Genomic DNA, 18,728 nt, shown 5'->3' on the forward strand with positions numbered 1-18,728 from the left:
GAACCAGTGCTGGTTCCGGCCCCGATTGCTGTGTTCAGCCCTTGAACGGGTAGCGGGCGTCGAGATCGAGGTTGAGTTCGACGACGTTCACCCGCGGCTCACCGAGGAAACCGAGTGTGCGCCCGTCGGTGTGCGCGTCGAGGAGCTCACGGACCTGCGTGGCGGTGATGCCGCGCGCCTTCGCCACCCGCTCGACCTGGATGGCCGCGTACTCGGGGGAGATATGCGGGTCGAGGCCGCTGCCGCTCGCCGTGACCGCGTCGGCGGGCACCGCTGGATCGGCGGAGGCGTCCCCGATGATCGGGATGATCCGGCCGACCGAGTAGTCCTCACCCTCCTTCGCGCACTCCACGGCGACACCGCGGAACGTGGTTAGGAACGGCTGCGCGGGGCAGAGCTCGTTGACGCTGACCACCTGCACCGGCTGCGATACATCACCATCGGCGTCACGCGGGCCGATCACCGAAAGCACAGAGCCGACGCCGTCTTTCGTGCAGAACTGTCGGGTGCCGTCGACCCCCTCACGATCGCCGACCTCCTTCGAGCGCGCACACACGGTGGTGAGCAGGCTCGTGCGATCGGCCGAGTCGACGATATCCTCCGGACCGAGGTTGCTCGCGGCGGTGGACAACGGGTCATAGCCGTCGCCCGCGGCCGACGGGCGACTCTGGAAGTACTGCCCCATCGGCTTGCCGTCGGCGTCGGTGAACGACTGCCCGATCAGGCTGGAGCCCACCAGCTTTCCGTCCCGCTCGATGAGCGAGCCATCGGCCTTGTTGTCGAGTCCGGGCAGCTGCGCGATCGCGAAAACCGCCACGGGATACACGATTCCGGTGATCACGGTCAGCACGAGCAGGGCGCGCAGGGCGGCCAGGTGCTGGCGGATCCAGGTTGACATACGCATTTCAGGACATCCCGGGGAGGAGTTGGACGAACAGATCGATGACCTTGATGCCGAGGAACGGCGCGATGATGCCGCCGAGGCCGTAGATCGTCAGGTTGCGGCTCAACAGCTTCGAGGCATTGCTCGGCCGGTAGTCGACACCGCGCAGCGCCAGCGGAATGAGCGCCACGATGATGATCGCGTTGAAGATGACCGCGGACAGGATCGCCGACTGCGGGCTGGCCAGACGCATGATGTTGAGCGCGTCCAGGCCGGGGAACAGACCGACGAACAACGCGGGAATGATCGCGAAGTACTTGGCGATGTCGTTGGCGATGGAGAACGTGGTGAGCGCGCCGCGAGTGATCAGCAACTGCTTGCCGATCTCCACGATCTCGATCAACTTGGTCGGATCCGAGTCCAGATCGACCATGTTGCCCGCCTCTTTGGCGGCCGAGGTACCGGTGTTCATCGCTACGCCCACGTCGGCTTGCGCCAGTGCGGGGGCGTCGTTGGTGCCGTCGCCGGTCATCGCGACGAGGCGGCCGCCGTCCTGCTCCTTCTTGATCAGGGCGAGTTTGTCCTCCGGCGTCGCTTCGGCGAGGAAGTCGTCCACGCCCGCTTCGTCGGCGATCGCTTTGGCCGTCAACGGGTTGTCGCCGGTGATCATCACCGTGCGGATGCCCATGCGGCGCATCTCGTCGAAGCGTTCCCGCATGCCTTGCTTGACGACATCCTTGAGGTGGATGACGCCGAGCAGTCGCGGGGTGCCGTCCTTGACCTCACCGACCACCAGCGGTGTACCGCCGGAAGCGGAGATGCCGTCGACGATCGCCGAAGCCTGCTCGGGAACCGAACCACCCTGGGCGCGAACCCATTCGATGACGGCACCGGCTGCCCCCTTGCGCAGCTGGTGCCCGTCGGCGAGGTCGACACCCGACATGCGGGTCTGCGCGGTGAATTCCACCCAGGTGGCACCCGGTAGTTCCCCGGCGCTGCGTTCGCGCTTGTTGAACGTCTGCTTGGCGAACACGACGATCGATCGTCCCTCCGGCGTCTCGTCGGCGAGGCTGGAGAGCTGGGCCGCGTCGGCGAGTTCGTCGTCGAGAATGCCTGGCACCGGCACGAATTCGGCGGCCTGACGGTTGCCGAGGGTGATGGTGCCGGTCTTGTCGAGCAGCAGCGTGTTCACATCGCCCGCGGCCTCCACCGCGCGGCCCGACATGGCCAGCACATTGCGCTGGACCAGGCGGTCCATGCCCGCGATGCCGATGGCCGAGAGCAGCGCGCCGATGGTGGTCGGAATGAGGCAGACCAGCAGCGAGACCATCACGATCCCGGTGATGCCGTGTGCGTCCAGCGCTGAAGTATCCGGCACGCCAGGGTTGTTCGACTTGGCGAAGATCGCCAGTGGTTGCAGGGTCGCCACCGCGAACACGAAGATGATCGTGAGCGCGGCCAGCAGGATATTGAGCGCGATCTCGTTGGGTGTCTTCTGCCTGCTCGCGCCCTCGACGAGCGCGATCATCTTGTCGATGAAGCTGGCGCCCGGCTCCTGGGTGATCTCGACGACGATCCGGTCCGAGAGCACCGTGGTGCCGCCGGTGACCGCACAACGGTCGCCGCCGGATTCGCGGATGACCGGCGCGGATTCACCGGTGATGGCCGATTCGTCCACCGAAGCGATGCCTTCGACGACGTCACCGTCACCGGGGATGACCTGCCCGGCCTCCACGACGACGAAGTCACCGCGTCGCAGGTCGGGCGCGGCGACCCGTTCCTCGATGATTCGGCCACCGGGTGTCCAGTCGGCCAACCGTCGAGCGACGGTGTCGGTCTTGGCCTTTCGCAGGCTCTCGGCCTGGGCCTTGCCGCGCCCTTCGGCGACGGCCTCGGCCAGGTTCGCGAAGATGACCGTGAGCCACAGCCAGACGACGATGGCCCAGGAGAAGAAGCTCGGATCGGCGATCGCCAGGATGGTCGACCACACCGCGCCGATCTCGACGATCAGCATGACGGGGTTCTTCCACAGCGTGCGTGGGTCGAGCTTGCGGACCGCGTCGGGGAGCGAGGTGAGCAGCAGCTTCGGGTCGAGGACGCCCTTGCGCACACCCTTGGTCCGCGGCGTGGCCGGGGATTCGATTGTGGGAGTTGTCATTTCAGTGAATTCCTTCGGCGAGCGGCCCGAGCGCGAGGGCGGGCAGGAAGGTGAGCGCGACCAGGATCACGGTCACACCGACGACCATGCCGACGAACTGCGGCCGATGCGTCGGCAGTGTGCCGATCGACGCGGGCGTGGTGCCCTGCTTGGCGAGTGAACCGGCCAGGGCCAGCACGAAGATGATCGGCAGGAACCGGCCGAACACCATGGCCAGGCCGAGCGCGGTGTTGTACCACTCAATGTTGCCGGTGAGACCGGCGAAGGCGGAACCGTTGTTGTTGGCCGCGGAGGTGAAGGCGTAGAGCACTTCCGAGAGACCGTGCGGCCCGCTGTTGAGCATGCTCGCCCGTTCACCGGGCAGTGCCATCGCGATGGAGGTGCCGATGAGCACGATCAGCGGGCTCACCAGGAAATAGGAAGCGGCCAGCTTGATTTCGCGCGGAGTGATCTTCTTGCCGAGGTACTCGGGCGTGCGACCGACCATCAGACCGGCCACGAACACCGTGATCACCGCGAGGATCAGCATGCCGTAGAGACCGGAGCCGACCCCGCCGGGCGCCACTTCGCCCAGCTGCATGTTGAACATCGTCATCATGCCGCCGAGGCTGGTGTAGGAATCGTGGAACGAGTTGACCGCGCCGGTCGAAGTGAGCGTGGTCGCGCCGGCGAAGGTGGCCGAATCGGCGACGCCGAACCGGGTTTCCACGCCCTCCATGGACGCGCCGATCGCGGTCGGTACCGTGCCATGGGCCCGCAGCTGGAAGAAGTTGGTCAGCGTGATGCTGGCCAGGGCGATCGTGCCCATCACCGCCACGATCGCGTAGCCCTGCTTGGTGCTGCCGACCATTCGTCCGAACGTGCGCGGCAGCGAGAACGAGATCACCAGGAGCAGGAAGATCTCCAGGAAATTCGTCCAGGTGCTCGCGTTCTCGAACGGGTGCGCGGAGTTGGCGTTGTAGAAGCCGCCGCCGTTGGTGCCGAGTTCCTTGATGACCTCCTGGCTTGCCACCGGACCGCCGGTGATCGTCTGCTCGGCGCCGCCGATGGTCTGCGCGACCTGGTCGTGCAGGTGGAAGTTCTGGATGACGCCACCGGCTACCAGGATGATCGCGAAGACGAACGCGATCGGCAGCAGAATGCGCAGGGTGCCGCGCACCAGGTCGACCCAGAAGTTGCCGAGCTCGCCGGTGTGGCGGCGGGCGAAGCCGCGCACCAGGGCCACCGCCACCGCCATGCCGACGGCAGCGGAGACGAAGTTCTGCACCGCCAGACCGGCCATCTGCACCAGGTGGCCCTGGGTGGACTCGCCGGAGTAGTTCTGCCAGTTGGTGTTGGTGACGAAGCTGACCGCGGTATTCCACGCCAGCGCCGGGGTCATCTCGGTACCCGGGTCGTCGAGGTGCAGCGGCAACGCGCCCTGGACCAGCTGGAAGAAGAACAGGAACAGGATGCCCACGGCCGAGAACGCCAGCACACTGCGGGCGTAGATCGGCCAGGTCTGCTCGACCTCGGGCTTCGCGCCGATGGCACGATAGATCAGCCGCTCGACGCGAGAGTGCTTGTCGGCGTTGTACACCCGGAACATGTAGTCGCCGAGCGGCACATGCACCAGGGCCAGCGTGATGACCAGGGCCGCTACGAAGGCGATCCCCGCGGTTGTCGTGTTCACCTAGAACCTCTCGGGGAAGAGCAACGCCGCGACCATGAAGGCGGCGACGAGAACGGCCAGGACGAGACCGACAAGGTTCGCGATCACAGCTTCTCCACCCCTCGCTGGATCAAGCCCAGCAGCGCGAAGATCGCCACGGTGAGCACCGTGAACACCACGACAGACATTTCCAACCTCCTTGTGCCCCGAGGTGGGGCAACTAAGTGAGTGAAACGCCGGATGGCGGCTCGGCGTGGTTTCCTTACGACTCCTTAGCGCCTGGCGGCCCGGCCTTTGCGGAATGTTGACGCGCCCGCGCCCAGTGAGTGTGCGGATGCCGTCAAGGGTGGGCCGATAGCCGTCAACACTCCGTAAAGATCGAGATCAGGCGAATTTCGCGCGGTAGACAGTGGTGTACCGACAGGCGGAGGGCGCCGTCGGACCCCAGTTCGCGGAAAGTGAGATCGCGGTGTCTGTTGTGACCCTTGCGGTGATCCTCGGTTTCGTCGGATCGCTGCTGTTGATCAGGGTGCTCGGTCGGCTGAACAGCTCGGACGCGCCGATGGTGAGCGTCGGTGTGTTGCCGGTGCGCCCGCCGGTTCCGGCGCGTCGACACGCGATGATGGATCGGTGAAACGCGGACAACTGCGCATCTACCTCGGTGCGGCGCCGGGCGTCGGCAAGACCTACGCCATGCTCGGCGAGGCGCATCGACGGCTGGAACGCGGCCGTGATGTGGTCGCGGCGGTCGTGGAGACGCACGGTCGGAAGAAGACGGCCGAACTGTTGGCGGGCATCGAGCGGATCCCGCCGAAGATGGTCTCCTATCGAGGGACCGAGCTGCCTGAACTCGATGTCGACGCGGTGCTCACGCGCAAGCCCGCGGTGGTGCTGGTCGACGAACTGGCGCACACGAACGCCCCGGGCAGCGTGCACGAGAAGCGTTGGCAGGACGTGCAGCAACTCCTGGCCGCGGGTATCGACGTGATCTCCACGGTGAACGTGCAGCACCTCGAGAGCCTCAACGATGTGGTCCAGCAGATCACCGGTATCGAGCAGCGCGAGACTGTGCCCGACGCGGTGGTGCGCGGCGCGGATCAGGTGGAACTGGTGGATCTGACACCGGAAGCGCTGCGGCGCAGGCTGTCGCACGGGAATGTCTATGCCGCCGACAAGGTCGACGCGGCGCTGCGCAATTACTTCCGCCCCGGCAATCTCACCGCGCTGCGTGAACTCGCGCTGCTGTGGCTGGCCGACCAGGTGGACGCGGCACTGGCCAGATACCGGGCCGACCACAAGATCACCGAGTTGTGGGAGGCGCGCGAACGGGTCGTCGTCGCGGTCACGGGTGGTCCCGAGTCGGAGACGGTGGTGCGCCGAGCCGGGCGGATCGCGTCCAAGTCCAGTGCCGATCTGGTCGTGTTGCACGTGGTGCGCGGCGACGGGCTGGTCGGGGTGTCGACCGAGCGGATGACCAAGCTGCGCGATCTCGCCGCCGGTCTCGACGCCTCGCTGCATACCGTGACCGGCGAGGATGTGCCCAACGCGCTGCTCGATTTCGCCCGAGAGGTCAACGCCACCCAGTTGGTGCTCGGCACCTCACGGCGTTCGCGTTGGGCGCGGATGCTCGACGAGGGCATCGGCTCCACCGTGGTGCAGCGCTCGGGCAAGATCGACGTGCACATGGTGACCCACGAGCAAGCCAATCGCGGGGTGCGCAGGCATTGGCTGCGTCCGCGGCGGCCGGTGACCGCGTGGCTGGCCGCGATCGTCGTGCCGGTGCTGGTGAGCGTGATCTGCGGGGTGTTCCTCGACCGGTGGTTGCAGCTGGGTGGGCTCAGCGCGATGTTCTTCGTCGGGGTGGTCGCGGTCGCGCTGTTCGGCGGCGTCGTCCCCGCCGGTTTGTCCGCGTTGCTGTCGGGGTTGCTGCTGAACTGGTACTTCACCGACCCGCGCTTCAGCTTCACCATCGCCGAGCCGGACAACTTCGTCACGGTGGTCGTGCTGCTCATCGTCGCGGTGGCGGTGGCGGCGCTGGTAGATGTCGCGGCGAAGCGAACCCGGCAGGCGCGCAAGGCATCTCGCGAAGCGGAGCTGCTGACGATGTTCGCCGGATCCGTGTTGCACGGCGCCGATCTGCCCAACCTGCTCGAGCAGGTCCGCGAAACCTATGGTCAGCGCGCGGTGAGTGTGCAGTGCGGGGATCAGATCGTCGCCGCGGTCGGCGCCGAGCCACCGACGCGACCGTCCGACGCCGAAACCGTCATCGAAGCGGGTGACGCGCAGAGCCACTTGTTGCTGGCCGGGCGAGCGATCGTTTCCACGGATCGGCCGGTGCTCAACGCGGTCGCGAATCAGGCGGTCGGGCTGGTGCGGCAGGCTCGGCTGGCGGAGGAAGCCAGCGCGGCGGCGGCGCTGCTGGAAGCCGACCGGCTGCGCCGCGCGCTGCTGTCCGCGGTCAGCCACGACCTGCGCACACCGCTGGCCGGCGCGAAGGCGGCCGTATCCAGCCTGCGCAGCGACGACATCGAATTCTCGGCGGAGGACACCGGCGAACTGCTGGAAGCGATCGAGGAATCCGTGGACCAGCTGACCGCGCTGGTGGGCAATCTGCTCGACTCCTCGCGGCTGGCGGTCGGCGTCGTCACGCCACAGTTGCGACAGGTGTACATGGACGAGGCGGTGCATCGCGCGCTGGTGAGCGTCGGCATGGGCACCCGTGGGTTGCGCCGGGCGGCGATGAACCGGGTGCAGGTAGAGGTCGACGAGGTTTCCGTGCTGGCCGACAGCGGCCTGCTCGAACGCGTACTGGCCAACCTGATCGACAACGCCCTCCGGCATTCCGGTCGCGAATCGCCCGTGCGGTTGACCGCCGAAAACGACGGCGACCGCGTATCGATCGCGGTTGTCGATTTCGGCCCGGGGGTGCCGTCGGGCACCGAGGAACAACTGTTCGAACCCTTCCAGCGCCTCGGCGACCGCGACAACACCACCGGCGTAGGACTCGGCCTATCAGTGGTCCGAGGTTTCGTAGAGGCAATGGGCGGAACGGTCCACGCCGAGCCGACCCCGGGCGGCGGCCTGACGATGCTTGTCGACCTGCCATCGGGAACCCCCGCAACGGACCACCGAGTCGACGCCCGAGGAAAGTGAGCACATGGGTAACTCATCGGGGACCGGCGAACCGGCCGCCGCCCACGACCGTCGGCCGCCGACGGCGGGTGACGACGCGCGTGGGTCCGGCCTGAAGATGCGGGGAGGCGGGGGAGATGACTCATCGGGGACCGGCGAACCCGCCGCCGCCGACAACCGCCGGTCGCCGACGGCGCGTGACGACGCGCCTGAGTCCGGCTCGAGTACGCGGGGAGGCGGGACAGAACATCCCCCCGTGCGGGTGCTGGTGGTCGACGACGAGCCGCAGATCGTGCGCGCCTTGCGGATCAACCTGTCGGTGCGCGGGTACGAGGTTCTGACCGCCGGTAATGGTGCCGCGGCCTTACGGGTCGCCGCCGAAAAGCATCCCGACGTCGTCATTCTCGACCTGGGTCTGCCCGACATGGATGGGATCGAGGTGCTGGCCGGACTGCGTGGGTGGTCGCCCGCACCGGTGATCGTGCTCTCGGCGCGCACCGATTCGGCCGACAAGGTCGAGGCGCTCGACGCGGGCGCCGACGACTATGTCACCAAACCGTTCGGGATGGACGAGTTGCTCGCACGGCTGCGGGCGGCGGTTCGGCGTGGGGCCAGCGCGACCGACGCCGTCGATCCGGTGGTGGTCACCGACTCGTTCACCGTCGACCTCGTCGCCAAGAAGGTCACCAAGAAGGGTGCGCCGGTACACCTGACGCCCACCGAGTGGGGGATGCTCGAGATGCTGGTGCGCCATCGCGGAAAACTGGTGGGGCGCAAGGAATTGCTACGGGAGGTGTGGGGTCCGGCCTATGCCACCGAGACCCACTACCTGCGCGTCTACCTCGCCCAGTTGCGGCGCAAACTCGAGGACGATCCGGCCAACCCGCGCCATCTGCTCACCGAGGCGGGGATGGGTTACCGCTTCCAGGAATGAGCGTGCGCCCGGTCACGTGCCCGGAATGCCGGGAGTGGCGTGGACGTTCCCAGGCGTGGATCGTCCTCGAGCGAATGGCAGGATCAAGGCATGGCTGAGCAGACCGCACCCGTGAACAATGCCCCCACCGAGCTGTGGGTCGAGCGCACCGGAACCCGTGCCTACACCGGGCGCAGTAACCGTGGCGCGGAGGTCTTGATCGCCTCCCAGGGTGTCCCCGGCGCCTTCACGCCCGGGGAGCTGCTCAAGATCGCGCTGGCCGGGTGCACCGGGCTCAGCTCGGACCTGCCGTTGTCGCGTCGCCTCGGCGACGAGTTCGACGCCACCATCCGCGTCTCGGGCGATGCCGACCGCGAGAACGAGCTCTACCCGCAGCTCGACGAGGTCCTCGAACTGGATCTGTCCGAACTCGACGAGGCCGCCCGCGAACGACTGCTGGTCACTGTGCAGCGCGCCGTCGACAAGGTGTGCACCGTCGGTCGCACGCTCAAGTCGGGCACGAAGGTGACGTTGACCTTCGATATCGACGCATGAGCGGGGAGCCGGTTCGGCTGAGCGCGTGGGTGCACGGGTACGTGCAGGGCGTGGGTTTTCGGTGGTGGACTCGGTCGCGCGCACTGGAACTCGGGCTGGTCGGCTACGCGCGCAACCATCGCGACGGCCGCGTCCATGTTGTCGCCGAAGGGCCGCGAACGGCGGGCGAGAAATTGCTGGAACTGCTACGGTCCGGCGAGGCGTTCGACAGCTCGCAAGCCGTCGGGCACGCGACACATGGTCTATCCGGGCGTGCTCCTGGGCGGGTAGACCTGGTTGTGGAAAGCTGGGAGCCCGCGCGGGGCGACATGACCGGATTCGAGGAGCGCTAGTGGTGACTTCGGGGGCTAGGGGGCGGCAGCGGTGAGCACACAGAACCCCGGACCGCCCGATCGACCGGAACAACCCTCGAACGGCGAGCCGGGCAGGTCCCCGTGGACGCCGCCCGACCCCGGCGCGGGATGGTCCGCACCGGAGGCGAGTTCGACAACGCCCGACCCCGACGCAGGGTCGACGCCGCCTGCTTTCGGCACCGGCGGGCATCCCGTCGGCCAGCCGCAACCCGGCCGGATGGCGCGGCAGGAACCCGGCGTCACCCAGCCGCGTCCGCCGACCGTCGGCGAGGCGCGCGCCAGGGACAAGGCCCGCAGACAAGCCGAAGAGGCCGAGCGCGCGGCGGCCGCGGCGGCGGAGGAGAAGCGGCGCAACCGCAAACGCGTGATGATCGGCGGTGTCGCCATCGTCGGCGTCGCCGCGCTGGTCGGCGGCGGCTACCTCGCCTACCGGGCGATCACCGCACCCGATCAGGTGACGGCCTCGTGCGTGCAGATCGACCAGAACGGGCAGGAAGTCGTTGTCCCCGACGAGAACTGCGGCGACGGCAAGAACAATTTCCGCAGTGACAGCTCCGGCGGTCACGGCGCCGGACTGCTGATTCTGGGCTGGCCGCAGTACCGCTACCACTACGGCGGCACACCGACGATCGGCAAGCCACCGACGGGCGGCACCACGGTGAAACCGCGCAATGCCCAGATCACGACCAAGAGCGGCACCACGGTGCAGCGCGGCGGACTCGGCAGCAAGTCGACCGGCGGGAGTGGGTCGTAGATGCGGCGCACCAAGAGCACACCGCGCCGGGACTGGCAGCAGATCATCGAAAAGCAGGGCCTGGTCTACGGTGCGCCGGGGCGCGATGCCAGCGGTCAGCCACGGCCGTACTGGGACGAGTCGGTGCACTACGAGTTCTCGATGGACGAAATCCTGGCGCTGGAAGCCGATGTGGAACTGCTCCAGTCGATGTGCCTGCACGCGGTCGAACACGTGGTACTCACCGAGCGTTTCGCCGATTTCGGTCTGCCGGAATGGACGTGGGCCCCGATCGCGCAATCATGGCGTCGCAGTGACCCTTACGTGTACGGCCGCTTCGATCTGCGTTACGACGCGCGCCGCCCGGCCAAGCTGCTCGAATACAACGCCGACACTCCGACCTCGTTGCTCGAGGCCGCGATCATCCAGTGGCACTGGCTCCAGCAGGTGCATCCCGGTGGCGACCAATGGAATTCGCTGCACGAGAAGCTGGTGGAGCGCTGGACCGAACTGCGTGGCGTGCTGCCCAGTACCGAACTGCACTTCACCTGGTCGGGCGCCGACGCGACCGGCGAGGACAACGTCACCACCGCCTACATGCAGGAGACGGCGGCCGAAGCCGGGTTCGACACAGTCGCGCTGCCGATCGAGGAAATCGGGTTCGACACCGAACTGCACCGATTCGTCGATCTGGCCGAGGCGCCGATCGAGGCGATCTTCAAGTTGTATCCGTGGGAATGGATCCTCGACGACGACTTCGGCAAGCGCGTCGTCGCCAGCCTGCCCGCCACCGCGTGGATCGAACCGCTGTGGACCACGCTGCTGAGCAACAAGGCGATCCTGGCCATCCTGTGGGAGATGTATCCCGGCCACCCCAACCTGTTGCCCGCCTACCTCGACGACCCGCACGAGCTCACCGAGTACATTCGCAAACCCAAGCTCGGCCGTGAGGGCGCGAACATGACCATCGTCGGCCCCGGCATGGAGACCGCGACCGGCGGCGTCTACGGCGCCGAGGGTTTCGTCTACCAATTGCTCGACCCGCTACCGGAATTCGACGGAATGCGGCCGGTGCTCGGCGCCTGGGTCGTCGGTGACACCGCGGCGGGGCTCGGCATCCGCGAGACCGCGGGCCTGATCACCGATGACGGTGCCGCGTTCGTCCCACACCGCATCGTCGACTGAAACCACTGACCTCACAACATTGTTCGAAAGGACCACGATGACCGCCCTCGCCCTGGAATCGGGTTATTGGAGTGCGCTCGGTGAAGGCGTCGGCGCCATCATCCTGTACTGCCTGATCGGCCTCGCGCTGATGCTGATCGGCTTCTTCGCCATCGACCTGACCACGCCGGGCAAGCTGCGCGACCTGGTGGTCGCGGGCAAGCCGAACGCGCTCATCGTCTCGGCGGCCGGAATGATCAGCATGGCGTTCATCGTCGTGTTTGCGGTGCTGGCCACCGGCGGCAGCGGCAAGCTGTCGGAAGGTCTGATCGCGGCGATCATCTACGGCCTGGTCGGCATCATCGCGCAGGTGATCTCGGTGCGGGTGATCGAGAAGGTCACCGGCATCGACATCGGCCGCACCCTGCACGCCGAGACCTACACCCCCGAGGTCCTCGTCGTCGCCGCCGCGCACTTCGCGCTGGGTCTCGTGGTGGCCTTCGCCATTCTCTGAGCGGGTGTGAGCGGTTGACATCGCACTGTGGAGGGTGGACGCTGGAAACCAGCACTCCACCGTGGATGCGACCGAGAGGACGTCGGCATGGATATCACCCCGGGTACGCGCGCGTCCGACGCCGAACGCAACGCGATCGTCGCCCAGTTGGGCACACATCTGGCCGACGGCAGGCTCGACCTGGGCGAATACGATCTGCGGGTGGCCAAGGTCTACGCCACCGCCACGCGTGACGAACTCGCCGTTGTCCTGTCCGACCTGCCGCCGTTGACGAAACAGCAGCAGGCCGCGGCGCCCGCCGAGCGCAAGTCCGGCACGCGATTCCCGATCTGGCAGCGCATCGAGGCGGGCAGCTGGCTCGGCGTCAGCGTGATCGTGCTGGTCATCTGGGGCCTGATCTCGCTCACCGCGGGCGAGCTCACCTACTTCTGGCCGATGTGGGTGATCGGCCCGTGGGGTGCGGTCCTGGTCTTCCGCGTGATCACCGGCTGGGAAGCGGCTCCCGGGACTCAGACGCATATCCGTCAGCTGCAGAAGCAGATGAAGCACCTCGACCCGCACGCGAAGCCCCTCGACCCGCATTGAACTCCCTTGCACCACGTACCTAGGTCCGGCCCGAATCTCGGGGAGGTGGGCTAGCGCGGGTTAGCATGGTTGCTCGCGCGCAGGAAGGGTCCTTGGTAGTGCATTTGAAGAGTCTGACGTTGAAGGGGTTCAAGTCCTTCGCGTCCGCGACCACTTTGCGCTTCGAACCGGGCATCACCTGCGTCGTCGGTCCGAACGGGTCCGGCAAATCCAATGTCGTGGACGCGCTCTCCTGGGTGATGGGCGAGCAGGGTGCCAAAGCGTTGCGGGGCGGGAAGATGCAGGACGTCATCTTCGCCGGGACCGTGGGGCGGGCACCGCTCGGGCGTGCCGAGGTGACGCTGACCATCGACAACTCCGACGGCGCGCTGCCCATCGACTACGCCGAGGTGTCGATCACCCGGCGCATGTTCCGCGACGGCGCGGGCGAGTACGAGATCAACGGCAGCACGTGCCGGTTGATGGATGTGCAGGAACTGCTGTCCGACTCCGGTATCGGGCGCGAGATGCACGTCATCGTGGGTCAGGGCAGGCTGTCGGCGATCCTGGAATCGCGGCCGGAGGATCGGCGCGCGTTCGTCGAAGAGGCCGCGGGCGTGCTCAAGCACCGCAGGCGCAAGGAGAAGGCGGTCCGCAAGCTCGACGCGATGCAGGCCAACCTCGCCCGGCTCACCGACCTCACCACCGAACTGCGCCGCCAGCTCAAGCCGCTCAGCCGCCAGGCCGAGGTCGCCCGCCGCGCGCAGACCGTGCAGGCCGATCTGCGCGACGCCCGGCTGCGCCTGGCCGCCGACGACCTGGTGACCCGCCGTGGCGAGTTGGAGTCCCAGCTCAGCAAAGAGGCCTACGCCCGCGAACAGCAGATCAACGTGCAGACCGAACTCGACGCCGCCAATGCCGCACTCGCGCAGCAGGAGTTCCAGCTGTCGCGGCTGAGCCCCAGCGCCGAGGCCGCCGGGCAGACCTGGTTCCAGCTCTCGGCACTGGCCGAACGGGTGAACGCCACCATCCGCATCGCCAGTGACCGGGCCAGGCACCTGCACACCGAGGCGCCGGTCGGCACCGGCCGCGACCCGGAGCAGCTCGAGGCCGAGGCCGACCGGATCGAAGCCGAAGAGGCCGAACTGCGGTACGCGGTCGAGATGGCCACCGAGACCCTCGAAGCCGCGCGCGAAGCCCTCGCCGAGCGGGAACACGCCGCCAAGGCCGCCGAGCAGGCGCACCTGGCCGCTGTGCGCGCGATCGCCGACCGCCGCGAGGGACTGGCCAGGCTGTCGGGCCAGGTCGACACGTTGCGCACCCGCGCCCAGTCGGTTGACGCCGAGATCGCGCGCCTGTCCGTGGCCATCGCCGACGCCCGGCACCGTGGTGAAGCCGCGCAGGTCGAATACGACTCGGTGCAGGACGAACTCGGTGAACTCGACGCGGGCGAGAAGGGCCTGGACGCCCAGCACGAACACGCCGTCGCCGCCAAGGACCTGGCCGACGAGCGCGTGCGGGAACTGCGGGAACTCGACCGGGAGGCGAGCAAGCTGGTCGCCCGGCTCGGCGCCCGCATCGAAGCGCTCGGCATGAACCTGGCCCGCAAGGACGGCGCGGCCTGGCTGCTCGAACACGGCGTGAGCGGGCTCGGCGGACGGCTGTCGGGCCTGTTGCGCGTGCAGTCCGGGTTCGAGGCCGCCGTGGCCGCACTGCTCGGTCCGCTCGCCGATGCCATCACCGCCGATACCGCGACCACCGCCGACTCGGCAGTGCGGGAATTGCGCAGTGGGGACGGCGGTCGAGTGGCGTTCGTCTTCGCCACCGACCGGGCGATATCGGCCGAGCGTTCCGCGTTGCCCGCCGGTGCACAGTGGCTCGCCGACGTGCTCGAAGGCGATGAACAGGTGCGACCCGCGCTGGCCGCGCTCACTGCCGACGTCGTGGTCGTCGACGATCTGGCGACCGCCACCGAGCTCGTCGCCCTGCGCCCGGAACTGCGGGTGGTGACCCGTGACGGTGACCTCGCCGGTGCGGGCTGGGTCGTCGGCGGCTCCGAACGGATGCCGAGCCAGCTCGAGGTCCAGGCCGACATCGATACCGCCACCGCGGAACTGGCGGCGGCGCAACGGCGGGCCGAGGAGTTGGAGGCGGCACTGGCCGGCGCGCTCGCCGAACAGACCGACCGCAAGGACGCCGCCGACCACGCGCTGATGGCGCTGCACGAATCCGATCAGGCGCTGCTGGCGATCTATGACCGACTGGCCAGGGTCGGGCAGAGTGCGCGCGCGGCGCAGACCGAGGGGGAGCGGCTGGCCACCCAGCGCGCGGAAGCCGAAGCGGCGCGGGAGAAGTCACTCGCGTCCCTCGCCGAACTCGAGGACCGGCTGCGTCACGCCGAGATCGAACACGACGGCAGCGACGACAGTTTCGGCGCCGCGAGCACCGAGACCGCGGGGTATGCCCGGGAAGAAGCCGCCGCCGCGCTCGCCGAAGCCCGGACCATGGAGGTCGAGGCCCGACTGTCCGTACGCACCTCGGAGGAACGCGCGGAATCGGTGCGCGGCAAAGCGGATTCGCTGCGCCGGGCCGCCCGTGGCGAGCGGGAGGCCAGGGCCCGCGCCGAACGTGCCCAGGCCGCTCGGCGCCAAGCGGCCGCCGTGGCCGCGGCCGTCGCCGAATCGGGTAGCAAGATCAAGCACGAACTCGAGCAGGTCGTGGCCACCGCCGCGGCCCGACGTGATGAATTGGTCCGTCGCCGTGGCGAATGCGCCGCCGCGCTGGAACAGGTGAAGGAACGCGCACGCGCGCTGAACACCCAGCTGGCCCAGCTCACCGATGCCGTGCACCGCGACGAAGTCGCCAAAGCCCAAGCGGCACTGCGCATCGAACAGCTCGAGACGACCATCTCCGAACAGTTCGGCATCGCGCTGGCCGACCTCGTCGCCGAATACGGGCCCGACGTGGTGCTGCCGCCCTCGGCGCTGGAGATGCACGAGTACGAGCAGGCCAAGGAACGCGGCGAACAGGTCAGCGCACCGCAGCCGATGCCCTACGACCGGCCGACGCAGGAGCGCCGCGCCAAGCGGGCCGAGAAGGACCTCACCACGCTCGGCAAGGTGAATCCCCTTGCGCTGGAGGAGTTCGCGGCCCTCGAGGAGCGCTACACCTTCCTCGCCACCCAGCTCGAAGACGTGAAGAACGCGCGCAAGGACCTGCTCGACGTGGTCGCCGAGGTCGACGCCCGCATCCTGCAGGTGTTCACCGAGGCCTACGCCGATGTGGAACGCGAATTCGTCGGCGTCTTCGGAAAACTGTTCCCCGGCGGTGAGGGCAAATTGGTGCTCACCGATCCGTCGGACATGCTCACCACGGGCATCGAGGTCGAGGCCCGCCCGCCCGGCAAGAAGGTCAAGCGCCTGTCGTTGCTCTCCGGCGGCGAGAAGTCGCTCACCGCAGTGGCTTTGCTCGTGGCGATCTTCCGCGCCCGCCCCTCGCCGTTCTACGTGATGGACGAGGTCGAGGCGGCGCTGGACGACACCAACCTGCGCCGCCTGATCGGCCTGTTCGAACAGCTGCGTGAGAAGAGTCAGCTGATCGTCATCACCCACCAGAAGCCCACCATGGAGATCGCCGACGCCCTCTACGGCGTGAGCATGCGCGGCGACGGCATCACCCAGGTCATCTCGCAACGCCTGAACCGAGCCGAGGTCACCGACCCCGACCCGGTGTCGGCCTCCGCCTGAAGCCGGGCCGGCGACCCGAGTCTCAGCGGTGCCCGCTCGCCGGGGCCGTGGCGCCGATCCGGTCGAGGATGCGTTGGGTGCCGCCGCGTGCCAGCCAGTCGCGCAGGGAGGTCAGCTCCGGGTACAGGGCGCGGAGGGCGGGGATGTCGGCGTGCCAGCCGCCGGTTTCGCGGATCAGGCGCCAGGTGTTGCCGAGCTGCGGGCCGATCGCGTCGGCTTCCTCCTCGGTGACCTCGTGGTAGTGGACGGGGTGGCCGATAGCGGCGCTGATGGTGGCGGCCGCGTCGACGGGAGTGATGGCTTCGCCCGCCAGTTCCAGGGTGCGGGCGTGCCAGGTTTCGGGGTCGGCGAAGGCCAGGGCGGCGAAGGCGGCGATGTCGTCGATGGCGATCATCTGGAGCGGGCGATCGGCGGGGAACATGTGGCGGTGTTCGCCGCCTTCGCGGAGACCGTCCACGGGGGAGCCATGGAGCAGGTAGTTCTCCATGAATCGCACGGGGCGCAACACGGTGTAGCGCAGGCCGGAGGTGGCCAGGGCCCGCTCGATCTCTTGTTTGCCGCGCTGACCCCACGATTGCGCGTCGCCCATCGTGGCGACGCCGGTGAACACGATCTGCTCGACATCGGTGGCGCGGGCCGCGTCGATCATGGCGATGCCGCGGCGGCCCTCGGTGTCCTCGCCCCAACCTTTCACGCTGTAATCGGCTGGGGGGATAAGGAATACGGCTCGTGTTCCGGTTGCCGCGACACGCAGGGATGTCGAGTCGTCGAAGTCGCCGACCGCCAGTTCGGCACCCGCGTCGGCCAGTGCGCGGGCGGCGGGGGAGTCGGGGTCGCGGACCAGAGCGCGAACCTCGTGTCCCTGGCTGAGCAATCGGTGGGCGGTCGCGCAGCCCTGCTTGCCCGTCGCGCCGGTGACCAGAACGGGAAGTACTGATGTCATTGCGGAGGAGCTCCGTTTCGTGATCGATCGTATGCCTACAATCGGGTCGGTCGACCCGTATTCCGGACGGTACGGGTGGGCACACCTGGTTGGCCAGGTCCGGTGCAGGGAAGGCGTAACGAAATGACGGTCGACCACGGCGTGGAACCGGCGATCCGATCCGACGCGCGTCGCAACCGCGCGCTGATCCTGGCCGCCGCTCAGCGGGCGCTCGCCGAACGCGGCACCACGGTCTCGCTGGCGGAAGTGGCTCGCCGCGCGGGTGTCGGCGCGGGCACCGTCCATCGGCACTTCCCCACGAAAACCGATCTGCTGGAAGCGGTTATGCAACAGCGCGTCGACCGGCTGGCAGCGTTGGCCGCCGAACATCTCACCGATCCGGACCCGGGTGCGGCCTTCTTCGCCCTGTGCACCCACGTGATCGTGACGACGCCCGGCAACAAGGACCTGTGCGACCTGGTGCAATCCGACGACGGCTGGCCCCGTGCCCTACTTCGCGACGCAGGCAACCGCTTCCACCGGGCACTGGGCGCCCTGCTCGCCTCGGCCCAACGTCAGGGCGCGATCCGGCGCGATGTGGTGATCACTGATGTCTTGGACATCTTCACCGGATGCGTTGCGATCCAACGACATCGACGGGCCGAGGATCCACTAGCCCCGGCCGTCGTCCTCATCCTCGACGCGCTGCGAACGCGCCCGTCACCCGTAACGGAACTCGCGAAAATCGACCGTAACGAAATAGTGGAAAGTAACGAAACCTCGGCGCCCTGCCCCATCTGCGGCGCGCCCGTCCGCCGACCGGGTATCGGTAGACCGGCCCGCTACTGCTCCCCGGCCTGCCGCCAGAAAGCTCATCGCCAACGGGATATGCGAAATTCCCGGGGCGGCTAGAGCAGGTCGCTGACGTCGTCGGGGACATCGACTGCGTATTTTCGCAGGATATCCATGGAGATGACCTCCAGCGCGTTCTCGTGGGTTGCGGCCAGGACCACGGGTGCGGCTACGCCGTCCTCGTGGGCGTGCAACCAGCGGACCGCCACCACGCACCAGCGGTCGCCCGGTTGCAGGCCGGGAAAATTGTTCTCTGGGCGGGGGGTGCTGAGGTCGTTGCCGATGGAGGCCTGATGCTCCAGGAATTCCGCCGTCACGACGGTGCACACGGTGTGGCTGCCGAGATCCTCCGGACCGGTGCTGCAGCAGCCGTCCCGGTAGAAGCCCGTGAGAGGATCGGCGCCGCACTCTTCCAGCGGCCCCCCAAGCACGTTTCGATCGGTCACTCCGCTGATCCTATGGGGCAAGCGCCAGAAGTTCCGCAGGACAACGAATCTGTAGTGTTTCCGCCATACCGCGACGCGCCCGGATACGCCTCGTCGACCTGCTGCGCAGACGCCGCCGACGTGCGGTAACTCGCCGCACGAA

General features: G+C 67.9%; 17 protein-coding genes. 11 read left to right on the forward strand and 6 right to left on the reverse strand.

Annotation, left to right across the window (positions count from 1 at the left end; genetic code table 11):
- Nucleotides 1–34: 34 nt before the first annotated feature.
- The 4 genes from IBJ82_RS01395 to IBJ82_RS01410 form a co-directional block, all read right to left on the reverse strand.
- Entirely contained in the window at nucleotides 35–904 is an 870-nt protein-coding gene (locus IBJ82_RS01395; RefSeq protein WP_194824141.1) for a potassium-transporting ATPase subunit C, read from the reverse strand.
- A gap of 1 nt (nucleotide 905) precedes the next feature.
- Nucleotides 906–3,041 carry a potassium-transporting ATPase subunit KdpB gene (gene kdpB, locus IBJ82_RS01400; protein WP_194824142.1) on the reverse strand — a complete coding sequence of 712 codons (2,136 nt, stop codon included), beginning with the start codon at nucleotides 3,039–3,041 and terminating at the stop codon, nucleotides 906–908.
- A 1-nt stretch (nucleotide 3,042) separates the two neighbouring features.
- Entirely contained in the window at nucleotides 3,043–4,713 is a 1,671-nt protein-coding gene (gene kdpA, locus IBJ82_RS01405) for a potassium-transporting ATPase subunit KdpA (RefSeq protein ID WP_194824143.1), read from the reverse strand.
- 83 nt (nucleotides 4,714–4,796) lie between these two features.
- Complete coding sequence (locus IBJ82_RS01410; protein WP_067449012.1) at nucleotides 4,797–4,880, reverse strand: potassium-transporting ATPase; 84 nt, start codon at nucleotides 4,878–4,880, stop codon at nucleotides 4,797–4,799.
- Nucleotides 4,881–5,161: 281 nt separating this feature from the next.
- Here IBJ82_RS01410 and IBJ82_RS01415 point away from each other — a divergent pair, with 281 nt between their 5' ends.
- From IBJ82_RS01415 to smc, 10 genes are all read left to right on the forward strand, one after another.
- Entirely contained in the window at nucleotides 5,162–5,326 is a 165-nt protein-coding gene (locus tag IBJ82_RS01415; protein ID WP_194824144.1) for a hypothetical protein, read from the forward strand.
- Nucleotides 5,323–7,845, forward strand: coding sequence for a sensor histidine kinase KdpD (locus IBJ82_RS01420; protein WP_194824145.1), 2,523 nt, complete (start codon nucleotides 5,323–5,325; stop codon nucleotides 7,843–7,845). The genes IBJ82_RS01415 and IBJ82_RS01420 overlap by 4 nt, the downstream gene beginning before the upstream one ends.
- Before the next feature lie 235 nt (nucleotides 7,846–8,080).
- Nucleotides 8,081–8,758 (forward strand): response regulator, encoded by a 678-nt coding sequence (locus IBJ82_RS01425; protein WP_194825106.1) that lies wholly within the window; start codon nucleotides 8,081–8,083, stop codon nucleotides 8,756–8,758.
- A 90-nt stretch (nucleotides 8,759–8,848) separates the two neighbouring features.
- A complete protein-coding gene (locus IBJ82_RS01430) occupies nucleotides 8,849–9,292 on the forward strand; it encodes an OsmC family protein (protein WP_194824146.1) in 444 nt (147 codons plus the stop codon).
- A complete protein-coding gene (locus IBJ82_RS01435) occupies nucleotides 9,289–9,624 on the forward strand; it encodes an acylphosphatase (RefSeq protein ID WP_194824147.1) in 336 nt (111 codons plus the stop codon). Before IBJ82_RS01430 ends, IBJ82_RS01435 begins: the two co-directional genes overlap by 4 nt.
- 31 nt (nucleotides 9,625–9,655) lie before the next feature.
- Nucleotides 9,656–10,399, forward strand: a complete 744-nt coding sequence (locus tag IBJ82_RS01440; protein WP_228536386.1) for a hypothetical protein — start codon at nucleotides 9,656–9,658, stop codon at nucleotides 10,397–10,399.
- Complete coding sequence (locus IBJ82_RS01445) at nucleotides 10,400–11,563, forward strand: glutathionylspermidine synthase family protein (protein WP_194824148.1); 1,164 nt, start codon at nucleotides 10,400–10,402, stop codon at nucleotides 11,561–11,563.
- 37 nt (nucleotides 11,564–11,600) lie between these two features.
- Nucleotides 11,601–12,056 (forward strand): DUF350 domain-containing protein, encoded by a 456-nt coding sequence (locus IBJ82_RS01450; RefSeq protein ID WP_063004272.1) that lies wholly within the window; start codon nucleotides 11,601–11,603, stop codon nucleotides 12,054–12,056.
- Nucleotides 12,057–12,143: 87 nt separating this feature from the next.
- On the forward strand, nucleotides 12,144–12,641 hold the full coding sequence (locus tag IBJ82_RS01455; protein ID WP_194824149.1) for a DUF1707 domain-containing protein: 498 nt from the start codon (nucleotides 12,144–12,146) through the stop codon (nucleotides 12,639–12,641).
- Between the two features lie 98 nt (nucleotides 12,642–12,739).
- Complete coding sequence (gene smc / locus IBJ82_RS01460; protein WP_194824150.1) at nucleotides 12,740–16,366, forward strand: chromosome segregation protein SMC; 3,627 nt, start codon at nucleotides 12,740–12,742, stop codon at nucleotides 16,364–16,366.
- Between the two features lie 22 nt (nucleotides 16,367–16,388).
- On the opposite strand, the gene IBJ82_RS01465 is transcribed toward smc, so the two are convergent.
- Nucleotides 16,389–17,309 carry an NmrA family NAD(P)-binding protein gene (locus IBJ82_RS01465; RefSeq protein WP_194824151.1) on the reverse strand — a complete coding sequence of 307 codons (921 nt, stop codon included), beginning with the start codon at nucleotides 17,307–17,309 and terminating at the stop codon, nucleotides 16,389–16,391.
- Nucleotides 17,310–17,432: 123 nt separating this feature from the next.
- Between IBJ82_RS01465 and IBJ82_RS01470 the strand changes: the two genes are divergently transcribed.
- Entirely contained in the window at nucleotides 17,433–18,200 is a 768-nt protein-coding gene (locus IBJ82_RS01470) for a TetR family transcriptional regulator (protein ID WP_194824152.1), read from the forward strand.
- Here the strand turns inward: IBJ82_RS01470 and IBJ82_RS01475 are convergent.
- Nucleotides 18,197–18,586 carry a DUF2237 family protein gene (locus tag IBJ82_RS01475; RefSeq protein WP_014987060.1) on the reverse strand — a complete coding sequence of 130 codons (390 nt, stop codon included), beginning with the start codon at nucleotides 18,584–18,586 and terminating at the stop codon, nucleotides 18,197–18,199. The genes IBJ82_RS01470 and IBJ82_RS01475 overlap by 4 nt on opposite strands.
- Between the last annotated feature and the right edge of the window lie 142 nt (nucleotides 18,587–18,728).

Origin of the sequence: Nocardia sp. XZ_19_231 (assembly GCF_015355705.1) — a bacterium.
Classification (GTDB): Bacteria; Actinomycetota; Actinomycetes; order Mycobacteriales; family Mycobacteriaceae; genus Nocardia; species Nocardia salmonicida.